Origin of the sequence: Actinoplanes sp. GCM10030250, assembly GCF_042666575.1 — a bacterium.
Taxonomy (GTDB): Bacteria; Actinomycetota; Actinomycetes; order Mycobacteriales; family Micromonosporaceae; genus Actinoplanes.
Genome location: NZ_JBHTDO010000005.1, coordinates 85018 through 99807, shown reverse-complemented (window position 1 = coordinate 99807; position 14790 = coordinate 85018). Strand labels below are relative to the sequence as shown.

Annotated in this window: 11 protein-coding genes; 10 read left to right on the top strand and 1 reads right to left on the bottom strand. The window is 69.0% G+C overall.

Annotated elements, in window-relative coordinates; all coding sequences use genetic code 11:
* The first annotated feature begins 9 nt into the window (after nucleotides 1–9).
* From ACFQV6_RS09820 to ACFQV6_RS09780, 9 genes are all read left to right on the top strand, one after another.
* Complete coding sequence (locus tag ACFQV6_RS09820) at nucleotides 10–1746, top strand: HSP90 family protein (RefSeq protein WP_378027061.1); 1737 nt, start codon at nucleotides 10–12, stop codon at nucleotides 1744–1746.
* A 37-nt stretch (nucleotides 1747–1783) separates the two neighbouring features.
* Nucleotides 1784–4561, top strand: a complete 2778-nt coding sequence (locus ACFQV6_RS09815; protein WP_378027060.1) for a tetratricopeptide repeat protein — start codon at nucleotides 1784–1786, stop codon at nucleotides 4559–4561.
* Nucleotides 4562–4609: 48 nt separating this feature from the next.
* Nucleotides 4610–5215: a TetR/AcrR family transcriptional regulator gene (locus ACFQV6_RS09810; protein WP_378027059.1), complete on the top strand. Its 606-nt coding sequence runs from the start codon at nucleotides 4610–4612 to the stop codon at nucleotides 5213–5215.
* Nucleotides 5216–5332: 117 nt separating this feature from the next.
* The gene (locus ACFQV6_RS09805) at nucleotides 5333–6664 is read left to right on the top strand and encodes an acetyl/propionyl/methylcrotonyl-CoA carboxylase subunit alpha (RefSeq protein WP_378027058.1); all 1332 of its coding nucleotides are present in this window, start codon (nucleotides 5333–5335) and stop codon (nucleotides 6662–6664) included.
* 8 nt (nucleotides 6665–6672) lie between these two features.
* Nucleotides 6673–7551, top strand: a complete 879-nt coding sequence (locus ACFQV6_RS09800) for a hydroxymethylglutaryl-CoA lyase (RefSeq protein ID WP_378027057.1) — start codon at nucleotides 6673–6675, stop codon at nucleotides 7549–7551.
* 164 nt (nucleotides 7552–7715) lie between these two features.
* Nucleotides 7716–8768 carry a hypothetical protein gene (locus ACFQV6_RS09795; protein ID WP_378027056.1) on the top strand — a complete coding sequence of 351 codons (1053 nt, stop codon included), beginning with the start codon at nucleotides 7716–7718 and terminating at the stop codon, nucleotides 8766–8768.
* A gap of 359 nt (nucleotides 8769–9127) precedes the next feature.
* Nucleotides 9128–10492, top strand: a complete 1365-nt coding sequence (locus ACFQV6_RS09790) for a chaplin family protein (RefSeq protein ID WP_378027055.1) — start codon at nucleotides 9128–9130, stop codon at nucleotides 10490–10492.
* A 239-nt stretch (nucleotides 10493–10731) separates the two neighbouring features.
* Nucleotides 10732–12255: an acyl-CoA carboxylase subunit beta gene (locus ACFQV6_RS09785; protein WP_378027054.1), complete on the top strand. Its 1524-nt coding sequence runs from the start codon at nucleotides 10732–10734 to the stop codon at nucleotides 12253–12255.
* Between the two features lie 11 nt (nucleotides 12256–12266).
* Complete coding sequence (locus ACFQV6_RS09780) at nucleotides 12267–13424, top strand: acyl-CoA dehydrogenase family protein (RefSeq protein WP_378027053.1); 1158 nt, start codon at nucleotides 12267–12269, stop codon at nucleotides 13422–13424.
* 81 nt (nucleotides 13425–13505) lie between these two features.
* Here the strand turns inward: ACFQV6_RS09780 and ACFQV6_RS09775 are convergent, their stop codons facing one another.
* Nucleotides 13506–13997, bottom strand: coding sequence for a MarR family winged helix-turn-helix transcriptional regulator (locus tag ACFQV6_RS09775; RefSeq protein WP_378027052.1), 492 nt, complete (start codon nucleotides 13995–13997; stop codon nucleotides 13506–13508).
* 100 nt (nucleotides 13998–14097) lie between these two features.
* Between ACFQV6_RS09775 and ACFQV6_RS09770 the strand changes: the two genes are divergently transcribed.
* Entirely contained in the window at nucleotides 14098–14670 is a 573-nt protein-coding gene (locus ACFQV6_RS09770) for a YceI family protein (protein ID WP_378027051.1), read from the top strand.
* Nucleotides 14671–14790: the final 120 nt, after the last annotated feature.

Genomic DNA, 14790 nt, shown 5'->3' with positions numbered 1-14790 from the left:
TGCCGCACCGTGAGCAACACGTTTCAGGTCGACCTGCGGGGCATCGTCGATCTGCTGAGCCACCACCTTTACGCGAGCCCCCGCGTCTACGTTCGTGAGCTTCTGCAGAACGCAGTCGATGCGATCACCGCGGTGGGCCCGGGACACGTCGGGCGGGTGGAGATCGTCACTGGGGAGACGTTGCGGATCAGCGACAACGGGATCGGTCTCACCGAGGCTCAGGTGCACGAGTTGCTGGCGACCATCGGCCGCAGCTCCAAGCGGGACGAGCTCGGGTTCGCGCGGCACGAGTTTCTCGGTCAGTTCGGCATCGGGTTGCTCTCCTGCTTCATGGTGGCCGACGAGATTCGGGTGCACACCCGGCGGGGCGACGCACCGGCCGTTGTCTGGACCGGTTCCTCCGACGGCCGCTATGAGGTGACCGCGGGCCCCGAGCGGGAGCCCGGCACGACCGTCACCCTGATGCCGCGTCGCGGTGCCGAGCACTTCCTGACCGGTTCGGTGGTGACCGACCTGGCCAGTCAATATGGTTCGCTGCTCCCGGTCGAGGTGTCGGTCGACGGCCGTGTGGTCACCGGCGGTGGGCTGCCGTGGGAGTTGCCGCATTCCGCTCGGCTGGCCTATGCGGAGGAGACCCTGGGTTTCCGGCCGTTCGACGTGATCGAGCTGAACGTGCCCGCGGCCGGGCTCACCGGTGCTGCTTTCGTGCTGCCCACCCCGGTGAATCCGGCCAGCCGGGGCGGGCACCGGGTCTATCTCAAGCGGATGCTGCTCGCCGAGAGTGTCGAGGGACTGCTCCCGGAGTGGGCGTTCTTCGCCCGGTGCGTGGTCGACAGCGCGGAGCTGCGGCCGACAGCGAGCCGGGAGTCGCTCTACGACGACGGCCAGCTCGCCGAGACGCGGGAGGCGATCGCCGATCAGATCCGCGGTTGGCTGGTGCGGCTCGCCGCGACCGATCCGCGCCGGCTCGGTGAGTTCCTGCGCGTGCACCACCTCGGCGTGAAGGCTCTGGCCCTGCACGACGACGAGATGTTGCGCCTGGTCGAGCAGTGGTATCCGATGCAGACCAACATGGGCGAGATCACCCTGGCCGAGTTCCGCGAGCGGTATGGCGTCCTTCGTTATGCCGCCACCGCCGACGAGTTCCGCCAGCTCGCCGCCGTCGCCGCCGCCCAGGACGTCGGGCTGATCAACGGTGGGTATGTGTATGACGCCGAGCTGATCGAGCGGCTGGCCGCGCGTGACTCCGAGGTTCGTGCGGAGCGGCTCGACCCGACCGATCTGACCACCCGTTTCCTCCCGCTGGAGGCCGGCACCGAGTTGGGCCTGCGCCCGTTCCTCGCGGCCGCCCAGCGGCGACTCGACCGGCTCGGCTGCGAGGTCGTGGTGCGCGCGTTCGACCCGGTCACCCTGCCCGCGCTCTACCTGGTGAGCCGTGCCGCCGCGTTCCACGACGAGTTCACCGCGAGCCGCGACCAGGCGGACGACCTGTGGGGCGGTGTCCTCGACGCCCTTTCGCAGACCGTGCCGACCGACCGTCCGCAGCTCGTCCTGAACCACCGGAACCCGCTGGTCCGCCGGGTTGCCGCGCTCGCCGACGTGGAGTTGGCCGGTCTCGCCGTCGAGTCGCTATACGGCCAGGCCCTGCTGCTCGGCCACCACCCGATCCGGCCGTCCGACGCGGCGCTGCTCACCACATCGTTCCTCGGTCTGCTCGACCGTGCCGTCCCCGCGGAGGAATCCTGATGAAGCTCGACCGTGCCGTCCCCGCGGAGGAGTCCTGATGAAGACCGCCGACGAACTCTGGGGCCTGCTTCGCGAGGCCAACCAGTTGCCGTTCGGTGCGGCGCAGATCGCCCTCGTCGAGCAGGTCCTGCGGCACGTGGACGCGACCGGCGATCCGGCGCTGGCCTTCCACACCAGGCTGACCGCGACGAATGCATATGTCTACGGCGGCGAGCCGGTGAAAGCGTTCCCCACCTTCTCCTGGTGTGTCGCCGACTTCGACCGTAATCCCTCTCCGTACCACCAGCGCCAGATGCACAGCCTGCTCTGGCTGTTCAAGACCATGGTCAGCTCGCTGACCGATTTCCACGAGGTCCCGCTCGCCCGGACCAACGCCGTGCTCGACGACATGGAGCGGCGGTACCGGGAGAGCGGCCACAGCCTGCAGGCCGTCTACAAGCACCGCTATCTCGTCGCCCGGCACGTCGGTCATCTCGAGGAGGCTGACGCCTGGTTCGAGAAGTGGCAGGCGACGCCTCGAGACTCGCTCTCCGACTGTGCCGGTTGTGACCCCACCAGCCTGGTCCGCCATCTGAACAGCCAGGGGCGGTATGCCGAGGCCGTCGAGCGGGGCGTGGCGACGCTCGCCAAGGATCTCGACTGTGCCGAGCAGCCGCAGGGCATCCTCAGCGAGCTGATGGAGGCCTACGTGAAGATGGGCCGGCTCGACGAGGCGGCCGACGCGCACCGCCGGGCGTACCTGATCGAGCGGAACAATCTGGCTGACCTGTGGGGGATCGCCGATCACATCCGGTTCTGCACGCGCACCGGCAACGAGCATCGCGGCCTGGAGATCCTTCAGCGGCACATCGACTGGCTGGAACGCGCCCCGTCGCCGGCGGCCGCGATGCAGTTCGCGGCGGCGGGTGCCGCGCTGCTGCGCCGGATCACCGAGTTGGGCCACGGTGACTCCCCGATTCGCCGCAGTGGGCGCGACGATGTGACGGCCGCGGTGCTGGCGGAGGAATTGGCGACGGTCGCCACCGACCTGGCTGCTCGCTTCGACGCGCGTAACGGCACCGACCGGCAGAGTTCCCTGGTCAACGAGGTGCTCAACGACAAGTCCTACGGTGTCGACCTGAACCTGTCGGCGACAGCCCGGCGCGTCTCGCCAGCGGTGAGGACGACCGCGCAGCCGGTGGCAGAGGCGAAAGTGGAGCCGATCCCGGAAGTGTCCGCCGCCGAGCTGCTCGACCTGGCGGAGAAGCACTGGGAAGAGGACCGCCTGGAAGCGTTCGGTGCCGTCCTGGACGCCATCGATGCGCGCTCGCCGGAATCGGACCGGCCGAGCACCTACGACGCCCGCCTCTGGCGAGCGCGCGGGCAGCGGGTCCGCGAGTCCGACCCGGCCACCGCCGTCAAACACTGGGAACTCGCGGCAGAGCTCTACGACCAGGCCGGTGAGGCCGGCCCGGCGGTCAAGCTCCGCTCTCAGATCGCCCTGGAGCGCGCCTTCATCGGCGAGCCGGAGAACGGCCTGGCCGCCGTCGAGGCCGAGGTTGCCCACCAGGACGAGCACGGGGAACCGCGGGACCGCGCCGCGGCGTACCTGCGACTGTCCAGGATCTACCTCCTGCTCGAGCGGCTCGACGAGGCGAACGACGCCATCGACCGGGCCGACCAGTACGCGGGGGAGGTGGCCGACCCGCGCCGGCTCGCCCATCACTCGATGGTGCGTGCCCAGATCAGGGGCGCCGCCCACCGCCACGACGAGGCGCTGGAAGCCGCCCGGGCCGGCTGGATGTTCTTCCGGACCCACGGCCCGGCCCGGATGAGCGCCTTCGCCGCTGTCGTGGTCGGTCAGATCACCCACGACCCGGCCGAGGCCGTGGCCGCGCTGGACGAGACGCTGGCCACCGGCGTGCCCGGTGCGGAACTCACCGCGCGGATCGCCCGGGGGCGCGCGTTGCTCCAGCTCGACCGGGCTGCGGCGGCCGTCGACGACCTGGTCGAGGCGGTGGCTCTCTGCGCCGAGCAGGGCCTCGACGAGGGCGGGGTGTTCGCACGTCAGGAGCTGGCCCGGGCGTACCAGGTGGCCGATCGGATGGCGGAGGCCGTCGAGGTCGCCGAGGAGGCGCTGATCGGCTTCGAGCGTCTCGGTCTCGACGAGCCCGCCAATGACACGCGCTTCCTGCTTGCCGGTCTTTACCGTGATCTCGGTGACACCAGCCGGGCGCTGGCGATCTATCGCGACCTGATCGAGCGGCTGGCGGACAACCCGGCCGGGCGGGGGCAGATCGGCGAGCAGGCGGGTGGGCTCCTGTACGACCTGGACCGCGACAGCGAGGCGGCCCTGACCTTCCGGGCCGCCGGCGAGGCCCTGCGCGAGTCGGGTGATTTCATCGGCGAGATGCGGCTGCTGCGCCGCCGGCTGATGGCGCACAACTACGCCGACGAGATGCCGGAGGCGGAGGAGGTCATCCGTCTGGCCGCCGAGCGTTATGCCGACATTCCTGCTGAGCTGGCCGAAGAGCGGGCAGTGCGCTGGGGGCAGTCCATCTTCGCCTTCGAGGCCGGTGGTCTCCTGATGCGCCGTAGCCGGTTCGCTGACGCGGTGCGGCTCCTCCGTGGTGCCCCGGAGCGGCTTCGTGAGATCGAGGCCGAGGAGGACGCCGAAAGGGTGTCGGTCATGCTCGCCGACGCGTTGCTCCGATCGGGTTCCGTGGGCGAGGCGCGCGAGTTGCTCGGCGCCGTCATGGTGAGCCCGGCGGCTGACCCTGAGGTGCGGGCCCAGGCCGCCGAGTTGTACGAAGAGGCCGGCGACACCGAAATTTAGGCTGAACGACCGTTAAGTCGGGGCTTGACATCGGGTTACAGTTGCCGGGTGACGACGGTTGAACAGCGGCACCGGACCACCCCGCCGGCGCCTCGGCGGCGGTCACGCCGCGACGAGATCCTGGAGATCGCGGTGGGACTCTTCGCGTCCCGCGGCTATCACGGCGTGTCGATGGACGACATCGGTTCCGCCGCCGGCGTCACCGGCCCAGCCCTCTATCACCACTTCGCCGGCAAAGAGGCGATGCTGGTGGCCGCGCTGATTCCGGTGAGCGAGAGCCTGCTGGAGGGCGGTCAGGAGCGGGTCGCCCGGCACTCCGACGAGGCCGAGTCGGCGCTCGCCGACCTGATCGACTTCCACGTCGAGTTCGCGCTGGCCAACCCGGCGGTGATCGCTCTGCACCTGCACGAGCTCGATCGCCTGCCGGAGGAGCCGCGCCGGCAGATCCGCCGGCTGCAGCGTCTCTACGTCGAGGAGTGGGTCGGCGTCCTGTCGCGCGTGCGGCCCGAGCTGGCCGCCGCCGAGGCGCGGGTGCTGGCGCACGCCGCGTTCGGCCTGATGAACTCGACGCCGTTCCTGGGCGGCGAGGTGGAGCGACGCCGGCGGGCCGACCTGCTGCGCGACGCCGCGATGCACGCGCTGACGGGCCACTGAGAACCGGGCAAACACCGAAGCGCACTGAAAACCCCATGTCGAAGCACGCCACAAGCGAGCATGACGATGGGTACGGGACAGCGCCCACGAGGCGGACGAACCGACAGAAAGAGCGCCATGATCGAGTCGCTGCTCATCGCCAACCGGGGTGAGATCGCCCGCCGGATCATCCGGACCGCGAAACGGCTGGGGATCCGGACGATCGCGGTTCACTCCGAGACCGATGCGGAGATGCCGTTCGTCGCCGAGGCGGACGAGGCCGTCTGTGTCGGACCGGCGAACCCCGCACAGAGCTACCGCAACACCGAGGCGATCCTGGCGGCCGCCAAGTCGACGGGCGCCCAGGCCATTCACCCCGGATACGGCTTCCTCAGTGAGAATGCCGACTTCGCCCGTACGGTCGAGGCCAACGGCCTGATCTGGGTCGGACCCGGCGCCGACGCGATCACCGCGATGGGCGACAAGATCAATGCGCGGAACCTGATGGCCGCGGCAGGCGTCCCGGTCGCCCCGGGTACGCGGGATCCGGCAGCAACAGTCGACGCAGCTCTCGAAGCAGCCGGGACGATCGGCTTCCCCGTCATGGTCAAGGCCGCCGCCGGCGGTGGCGGTATGGGCATGGCGGTCGCGAACGACGAGGCCGGCCTGCGTACGGAGTTCGAGAAGGTGCGCGCCTTCGCCGAGCGGATGTTCGGTGACGGCTCCGTGCTGATCGAGCGGTATTTTCCCCGGGTGCGCCACGTCGAGGTGCAGATCCTCGGTCTTGCTGACGGCCGCGTGATCGCCCTCTCCGAGCGGGAGTGCTCGGTGCAGCGCCGCAACCAGAAGCTCGTCGAGGAGGCGCCGTCCCCGGCAGTCGGCCCTGAGCTGCGCGAACGCTTCCTCGCCGCAGCGGTCAAAGCGGGTGAAGCGGTCAACTATCGCAATGCGGGCACGGTGGAGTGTCTGCTCGACCCGGCCACCGGCGAGTTCTTCTTCCTGGAGATGAACACCCGGCTACAGGTCGAGCACCCGATCACCGAGCTGGTGCACGGCATCGACCTGGTCGAGCAGCAGCTGCGGATCGCCTCCGGGCTGGAGCCCAATGTGGATCTCGGGACGACCGCGGGCCACGCCATCGAGCTGCGGATCAACGCCGAGGACCCGAAGCGGTTCTTCCCCGGCCCCGGCAAGATCACGACGTGGGTGGAGCCGTCCGGAGAGGGTGTCCGGGTCGACTCCGGTTACACGGAGGGCACCACGGTCTCGCAGAACTACGACTCGCTGATGGCGAAGCTGATCGTTTTCGGTACCGACCGCGAGGAGGCGATCGCCCGGGCGCGCACCGCGGTGTCCGGCTTCCAGATCGCCGGCCCGAAGAACAACCTGCCGTTCTTCGCCGAGCTGCTGGAGAACGACGAGTTCCTCTCCGGCGACTACGACACCGGCATCGTCTCCCGGATGAGGTGAGCGGCGACATGAGCGAAATCTCCATTCGTGAGGTGGCTCCGCGGGACGGGCTCCAGAACGAGGACCCGGTACCGACCGACGCGAAGGTGCGGCTGATCGACGCTCTCAGCCGGACCGGTGTGCGCCGGATCGAGGCGGTCTCCTTCGTGCACCCGAAAGCGATCCCGCAGATGGCGGACGCCGACGAGGTGTGGTCGCGGGCCTGGCACAACCCCGATGTGCGCTATTCGGCGCTGATCCCGAACTCCCGCGGCGCGCAGCGTGCGATCGCCGCCGGCTTCCGGGAGATAGAGGTGGTGGTGTCCGCGAGTGACACCCACAACCGGCGCAACCTCAACCGGTCCACCGAGGAGTCGCTCGACGACATCTCGCAGCTGATCCCCCTGGTGCACGACGACGGCGCGACGCTCGAGGTGATCGTCGCGACGAGCTTCGGCTGTCCGTTCGAGGGCGACATCGATCCGGACCGGGTGGCTGCCATCGTGGACCGGGTTCGCGCCGACGGCGCGGACCGCATCGCCTTCGGCGACACCACGGGCATGGGGACTCCGCGCCGGGTGCGTGATCTGCTGTCGGCCGTTCGCCCGGACCTGCTGCACTTCCACAACACCAGGGGTACGGGTCTCGCGAACATCCTGACCGCATTGGAGCTCGGGGTGACCGAGTTCGACGCCAGCGCGGGCGGCCTCGGCGGCTGTCCGTACGCGCCGGGCGCCTCGGGGAACGTGGCCACCGAAGAGGTCGTGCACATGCTCCACGACATGGGCATCAGCACCGGAATCGACCTTGATCGTCTGATCGAGGCGGCTGAACTGGCCGAAGAGCTGGTGGGCCGTTCATTACCGTCCGGCGTTCTGCGCGCCGGCCCGCGTACTCGTACCGTGTGATTCTCGCCCCTTTTTCCTGCGATCATTTTTCCGATTTGTCGGCGTGACTTCCGGCTCGCCCCCGTCGTTACCAATACCGAGTGGCCAATATCGCCTGTTCCTGACTCATCCGAGTCGAAGAGGGCGTATAAGCGCCGGTCGGCGTCAACGACGAGGGGTGGATCATGGCGAGCTGGGGGGTCGAGCGCGAAGAGCGCACGGCATGCCGCTCGTTGATCGCCCACGGCGACTCCGCGCTCATGCCGTCCCAAAGCCAGGGGGCGGAGCGGCGGACGGAGCGCCGCGCGGGACGTTGGGTCCTGCGTGCACTCGTCGTCGGTGGCCTGGCCGGGGCAGCCTGGCTGCTCACCGGCACCGCCGCGCAAGCGGCCGACCAGGAGTCCGAGCCGTCCGGCTCGTTGCTCGGGTCCGCGCTGCGCAGTGTCGCGACGGTGTCCGGAGAAGATGCTGCGGTCGGCGAGCTCCTCAAGGCGGCCGTCCAGCCGCTGGAGTCCGCACCGAAGTCCCACCGGCGTCATGCCGTGACGTCGATCCTCACGGCACCGGAACGGGTGCTGTCCGGGCCGGTGGAAACGCTCGACGAGGTCGTGCACGACGGAACCGCGATCGACGCGGAACCCGCCGGCGCGGTCCTGCGTACGGTGACCGCCCCACTGCGTACCAGCGGTGGACCGGCGGGCCATCGGACGGGGACCGAACCCGCGGAGCCCGCCGCGGAGCCCGTGACCGAGCCTGAGCCGGCGGAGATCACGCCGGCGGAGGCACCGGTGGATGTCGCACCGGTGACCGCCACCGACGGCGCGAAGGACCGGAACGGCGCTGCTCGCGCCCGGCCCCTGCCACCGTCGGAACCGCTCGCCGCGACGAGCGACAGCACCAGAGTCTCGCGTACCCCGGCCGCTGCGAAGCGAATCCGGTACGCCGAGGCCGACTCCAGGTCCCACGTTGAACGGCATGTCCCGGCCGCCCGGCCGGCCGCGCCGGAGACGATCCGCGAGGACCAGCCCGGCGACGGGCCGGAACCGGTGCGGATGAACCTGGGGGCAGTCAGCGGTATCCCGGCCGGTGGGCCGGGAGCGTCTCCGGAGGTCGGCTCGGCAGCCCTCCTCCCGGCCCGGGTCGTGAACGGTGCGGTGGACCACCATCTGCGCCGGCCCGCGCCCGAAGTCGAGGTCCGGCGTCACGACGCCGAGGCTCCGACCGTCTCACCTGACTAGCGAACCTTCCGGCGTGGCCGGGCCGGCGACAGCCGGGCTCGAGGCCGGGTCGAGAAGGTTCGGGGTGAGGGACACCGATGGCCGACATCCTCCCGGCCGTCGCTTCCCACCGGCGCTTCGTCAAGCGCCCGGGCCACCCGATTCCCCCACCGTTCGCGTACGAGCGGCGAATCGCGGAAGCCCAGAAATCACCTCACCGCTGTTCGAAAGCGCTGGTAATGGGCGCGTGTCGACAAGCGGAGTCAGGGCCGGAGAAAACGCGCCAGGGCACCGCTGCGCCCTAAAAAGGTTCCGGAACAAATTCAATTGAATATGCGGAAATCATTTTGCTGACCATTTGTGAAAGGCATCTCTTTCTCATGAAGAAGACCTGGGTTCGTAAGACTCTGAGCGTCGGTATCCTGGCTGCCGGTGCCCTGCTGTTCGCACCGGCCGCCGCGCAGGCTGACGAGATCGACCAGCTCTCCGCCGGCAACAGCGGGATCGGCACGGGCAACCAGATCTCCCTCCCGATCACGGTGCCGGTCAACCTCGTCGGCAACTCCGCCGCTGTCGCCGGGTTCTCCCAGGCTCAGGGTGTCGGCAACAACGTCCTGCTGGAGAACGGCCGCAACGGCCGTAACGGCGGGGGCACCAAGGTCGGCCAGCTCGCCGCCGGCAACTCCGGGTTCCTGACCGGGAACCAGATCTCGGTTCCGATCACCGTTCCGGTGAACGTCGCGGGCAACTCCGCCGCGGTGCTCGGCAAGTCGACGGGTGTCGGTGTCGCCAACAACGTCATCGCCGAGGAGAGCGCCCGGACCGAGGGCTTCCGTGACGACCGTCGCGGTGGCGACGTCGACAGCGTCGGCCAGCTCAGCGCCGGCAACTCCGGCTTCCTGACCGGCAACCAGGTCTCGGTGCCGATCACGGTTCCGATCAACGCCTGCGGCAACTCGCTCGCGCTCCTCGGTGCCAGCCAGGGCGTCGGCGTCTGCAACAACGTCATCGGCGTGCCGAACGACCGCAGGTCCTGGAACCAGGAGAGCAAGACCGCCCGGCACGCCGAGAGCGGCTGCTGCGACAACGACGGCGACCGTGGCGGTCGTGGCACCCGGGTCGGCCAGCTCAGCGCCGGCAACCGTGGGTTCGTGACCGGCAACCAGATCTCCGCGCCGATCACCGTCCCGATCAACGCCTGCGGCAACTCGCTGGGCGCGCTGCTCGGCCACTCCACCGCGGTCGGCTCGTGTAACAACGTCATCACCAGCGCCGACGACAACGGCCGCCGGCAGGTCCGGTGGATCAAGCCGGGTCAGAACAAGCCGATCTGGGGCCTCGACGACGACGTCTTCGGTGACGGCGGCGTCCGTCCCGGCCACGGCCACGGCCACGGGGACCACCCGGGTGGCGTCCGTGACAACGACGACGACGACCGTGGCTACGGCGACAAGGACGACGACGGCGACGTCCGCGGCGACAACGGCTACAAGGGCAACAAGGACGACCGCGGCAACAAGGGTGACGGCTACGGCAAGCCCGGTTCGGACCTGGCCGACGACGGCTACGGCAAGCCGGGTGCGGACAACGCCGGCTACGGCGACGAGAAGCCGGCCAAGTACGGCGACAAGAAGACCGGTGGCCGGATGACCGAGAAGTCCCCGGTTCCGGACCTGAGCGAGAACCTCGGCGGCATCGGCAGCGCCGGCCTCGGTGGTCTCGACCTGCTCCAGGCAGTGCGCTGACCTGAGGTTTCAGACCGGGTCGCGCCGGTCCCGGGCGTGATCCGCGCCGGCGCGAGCCGCCGGTGACGACCGGTGCCACTCCACGGCACCGGTAACGAGTAAGTGGACGGGAGTCCCCGCATCAAGCGGGGGCTCCCGTTCGTCGTTGCCGCCCGGCTTCCGGTGAGCTAGCCTAACGACCGTTAAGCATTAACGAGCGTTAAGGCCGGGTCGGACCCGAGCCGGGGAGCGGGGCGGCGATGGACGGCGACGCGCTGGCGGGAGTGCGCAAGCGTGTGCTGGCCGGCGGTGCGGAGCGGTACCACGCCGCGAACGCCGCCAAGGGCAAGCTCTTCGCCCGGGAACGGGTCGCGCTGCTTGTCGACGAGGGTTCCTTCGTCGAGGACGGGCTCTATGCCAACAGTCTGGCCGACGGACTGCCCGCCGATGGTGTGATCACCGGAGTCGCCCGGATCGACGGCCGCGATGTCTGCGTGATGGCGAACGACTCCACGGTCAAGGCCGGCTCCTGGGGTGCGCGCACGGTCGAGAAGATCATCAGGATCATCGAGCGGGCGTACCGGCAGGGTGTGCCCATGGTCTACCTCGTCGACTCGGCCGGTGCCCGGATCACCGACCAGGTCGATCTCTTCCCCGGGCCGCGCGGTGCCGGCCGGATCTTCCACAACCAGGTCCGTGCCTCCGGTGCGATTCCGCAGGTCTGTGCCCTGTTCGGGCCGTCCGCCGCCGGCGGGGCGTACATTCCCGCCTTCTGCGACGTGGTCGCCATGGTCGAGGGCAACGCCAGTATGTATCTCGGCTCCGACCGGATGGTCGAGATGGTGACCGGGGAGAAGACCACGCTCGAGGCGATGGGTGGTGCCCGCGTGCACTGCGCGGAGTCCGGCGTCGGGCACTTTCTCTGCAAGACCGAGCGTGACGCGCTCGACGTGGTCCGCACCTACCTGTCGTACCTGCCGGCCAACTGGACCGAGCGCCCGCCCGCGGCGGCGAGCGCCGAGGCTGCCGATGTTGATCTCACCGCGCTGGTTCCGGTGAGTGAGCGGCAGGCTTTCGACATGCGGAGGTACGTGAAGGGCCTCGTCGACGAGGGATCGTTCTTCGAGATCCACGCGCTCTGGGCCCGCGAGCTGACTGTCGGATTCGCCCGCCTCGACGGCGAGGTGGTCGGCATCGTCGGCAACAACTCGATGTTCAAGGGCGGGGTGCTCTTCGTCGACTCAGCCGACAAGGCCACCCGCTTCGTCCAACTCTGTGATGCTTTCAATGTGCCGTTGCTCTTCCTGACCGACGTGCCCGGCTTCATGGTCGGTACGGCTGTGGAGAAGCAGGGCATCATCCGGCACGGCGCCAAGATGATCACCGCGATCTCCGAGGCCACCGTGCCGAAGATCTGTGTCGTCGTCCGCAAGGCGTATGGCGCCGGCCTCTACGCGATGGCGGGTCCCGGCTTCGAGCCGGACGCCACCATCGCCCTGCCGACCGCGAAGATCGCCGTGATGGGTGCCGAGGCGGCAGTCAACGCGGTCTATGCCAACAAGATCGCGGCGATCGAGGACCCGGAGGAACGGGCCGCCTTCGTCGCGGAACGCCGCGCCGAGTACGAGCGCGACATCGACATCATGCGCCTCGCCAGCGAACTCGTCGTGGACGCCGTCGTGGAGCCGGGTGACCTGCGGGCCGAGTTGGTCCGCCGGTTCGCCGCGGCACGCAACAAGGACCGGTCGTTCTCCCGGCGCAGGCACGGCGTCACTCCTGTTTAGAAGGGATCGTCATGGTCGACTTCCGGCTCGGCGACGAGTACGAGGAGTTGCGTACGAGCGTGCAGGCGTTCGCCCGGGAGCAGGTCGCCCCGGTCATCGCCGAGCACTACGAGAACAAGACCTTCCCGTACGAGATCGTGCGGCAGATGGGCAAGATGGGGCTCTTCGGGCTGCCGTTCCCGGAGGAGTACGGCGGTATGGGCGGCGATTACTTCGCGCTCTGCCTCGCCCTGGAGGAACTGGCCAGAGTGGACAGCTCGGTGGCGGTCACCCTGGAGGCAGCGGTCTCGCTGGGTGCCATGCCGATCTACCGCTACGGTACGCCTGAGCAGCGCAACACCTGGCTACCGAGGCTGACCAGCGGTGACGCCCTCGCCGGGTTCGGACTGACCGAACCGGGTACGGGTTCGGACGCCGGTGGCACCACCACCCGGGCCGTGCTCGACGAGTCGACCGGCGAGTGGGTGATCAACGGGACCAAGGCGTTCATCACGAACTCCGGTACCGACATCACGTGCCTGGTCACCGTCATGGCGGTGACCGGGACGAACCCGGACGGCACCAAGGAACTCTCCACGATCATCGTGCCCTCCGGTACGCCCGGATTCACCGTGGCACCGCAGTACTCGAAGGTCGGCTGGTGCGCCTCGGACACCCACGAGCTGTCTTTCGACGACGTCCGCGTACCGGCCGCCAACCTGCTCGGCGAGCGTGGCCGGGGTCTGGCGCAGTTCCTGCGGATCCTGGACGAGGGCCGGATCGCGATCGCGGCCCTGTCGGTCGGGCTGGCACAGGGTTGTGTCGACGAGTCCCTCACGTACGCGAAACAGCGCACCGCCTTCGGCCGCGAGATCGGCGGCTTCCAGGCCGTCCAGTTCCTGATCGCGGACATGGACCTGCGCGCGCACACGGCACGGCTCGGTTACTACGACGCCGCGGCCCGGATGCTGGCCGGCGACGACTTCAAACGGTACGCGGCGATCGCCAAGCTGAACGCCAGCAACGCCGCGATGGAGAACAGCCGGTACGCCACCCAGGTGCACGGCGGGTACGGCTTCATGAACGAGTCCGCGGTGGGCCGCTTCTACCGGGACGCGAAGATCCTCGAGGTCGGCGAGGGCACCTCCGAGGTGCAGCGCATGCTGATCGCCCGGGGGCTCGGGCTCTGACCGGAGCGGGGCGGGCGTGTGCTCAGCTCGTACCCCTGAGTGGTTCTTGGAATGAAACGGCCCGGCGGCCGAGCGCGATGCTCAGGCCGGCAGGGCCGTTTCTGATTCTGTGCTGCCGGCCACCGCGCACGGATTGACCGTGTCGCGGATCGTGCGCAATGAGCGCAGCAGCTGCTCCAGTTGGTCCTCGGTGAGCAATCCCACATACCACCGCTGGACCAGCTCGAGGTGGCCCGGAAGCACCTCCGCGAGCCGCTGCTGGCCGGCGTCGGTGATCACCGCGTAGGAGCTGCGGCGGTCGCTTGCGCAGGCCTCTCGCCGGACCAGGCCGCTGCGCTCCATCCGGTCGACGACGCGGGTGACGCCACTGGTGGAAAGCGTTGTCTGGCCTGCCAAATCGGTCATCCGCAGTTGGTTGCCGGGCGAACGGGCCAGGCGCATCAGCACCTCGAACTCCACCCCGGAGAGGCGGTGCTCCTCGAACTGCGCGGCGAGCCGGTTCATCAATCCCGTGTGTGCCTCCGCGAGCAGCCCGATGGCGGTGAGGCGTGGGTCGTCCAGGTCCGTGTTCACGTGGCCACACTAGCAGGCACTTGACAGGGGGAATATTGCGCAGCATATAGTTGCTCCGTCAGACAAGCATCCCCACAAGCGTTCGAGAGAAGGCAGTGTCATGACCGTCAGCACCCGTGAGTTCGAAGGTCTTCAGATCCCCGCCGCCGGCACCTACGAGCTGGACGCGGCGCACAAGCGGGTCGGATTCGTGGTCAAGCACCTCATGGTCAGCAAGGTCCGCGGCCAGTTCGCCGAGGCGAGCGCGACGATCGTCGTCGCCGACAACCCGCTCGACTCCTCGGTGACCGCGTCGATCAAGACCGCGAGCGTCGAGACCGGTCAGGTCGACCGCGACAACCACCTGCGCACCGGCGACTTCTTCGAGGCGGAGAAGTACCCGACCATGGAGTTCCGCAGCACCCGCGTGAAGTCGCACGCCGGCGCGGAGTTCGTGCTCGAGGGTGAGCTCACGATCAAGGACGTGACCCGTCCGGTCGAGCTGGTCGTCGAGTTCGAGGGCGCCACCACCAGTCCGTACGGGCAGCACCTCTTCGGTTTCAGCGCGCACACCGAGATCGACCGTGAGGACTGGGGCCTGACCTACAACATGGCCCTGGAGACCGGTGGCGTGATGATCGGCAAGAAGGTCAAGATCGAGATCGAGGGCGAAGCGATCCTTCAGCAGGGCTGATCGCCGTCGCATCAAGTCCACAGTCGAGGCGCGTCCGGTTCCCGGGCGCGCCTCGGTTTATGCGGTGGGCGCGCCTCCGTTCGCCTGGCGGACGCTCCGCAGGGGTGGCAATGTGAACCG

Excerpts from the sequence above, each read along its gene's own strand:
- ACFQV6_RS09805 (WP_378027058.1), top strand. The coding sequence starts at position 5,333 with ATGATCGAGTCGCTGCTCATCGCCAACCGGGGTGAGATCGCCCGCCGG.
- ACFQV6_RS09780 (WP_378027053.1), top strand. The coding sequence starts at position 12,267 with ATGGTCGACTTCCGGCTCGGCGACGAGTACGAGGAGTTGCGTACGAGC.
- ACFQV6_RS09815 (WP_378027060.1), top strand. The coding sequence starts at position 1,784 with ATGAAGACCGCCGACGAACTCTGGGGCCTGCTTCGCGAGGCCAACCAG.
- ACFQV6_RS09770 (WP_378027051.1), top strand. The coding sequence starts at position 14,098 with ATGACCGTCAGCACCCGTGAGTTCGAAGGTCTTCAGATCCCCGCCGCC.
- ACFQV6_RS09795 (WP_378027056.1), top strand. The coding sequence starts at position 7,716 with ATGGCGAGCTGGGGGGTCGAGCGCGAAGAGCGCACGGCATGCCGCTCG.
- ACFQV6_RS09785 (WP_378027054.1), top strand. The coding sequence starts at position 10,732 with ATGGACGGCGACGCGCTGGCGGGAGTGCGCAAGCGTGTGCTGGCCGGC.
- ACFQV6_RS09790 (WP_378027055.1), top strand. The coding sequence starts at position 9,128 with ATGAAGAAGACCTGGGTTCGTAAGACTCTGAGCGTCGGTATCCTGGCT.
- ACFQV6_RS09800 (WP_378027057.1), top strand. The coding sequence starts at position 6,673 with ATGAGCGAAATCTCCATTCGTGAGGTGGCTCCGCGGGACGGGCTCCAG.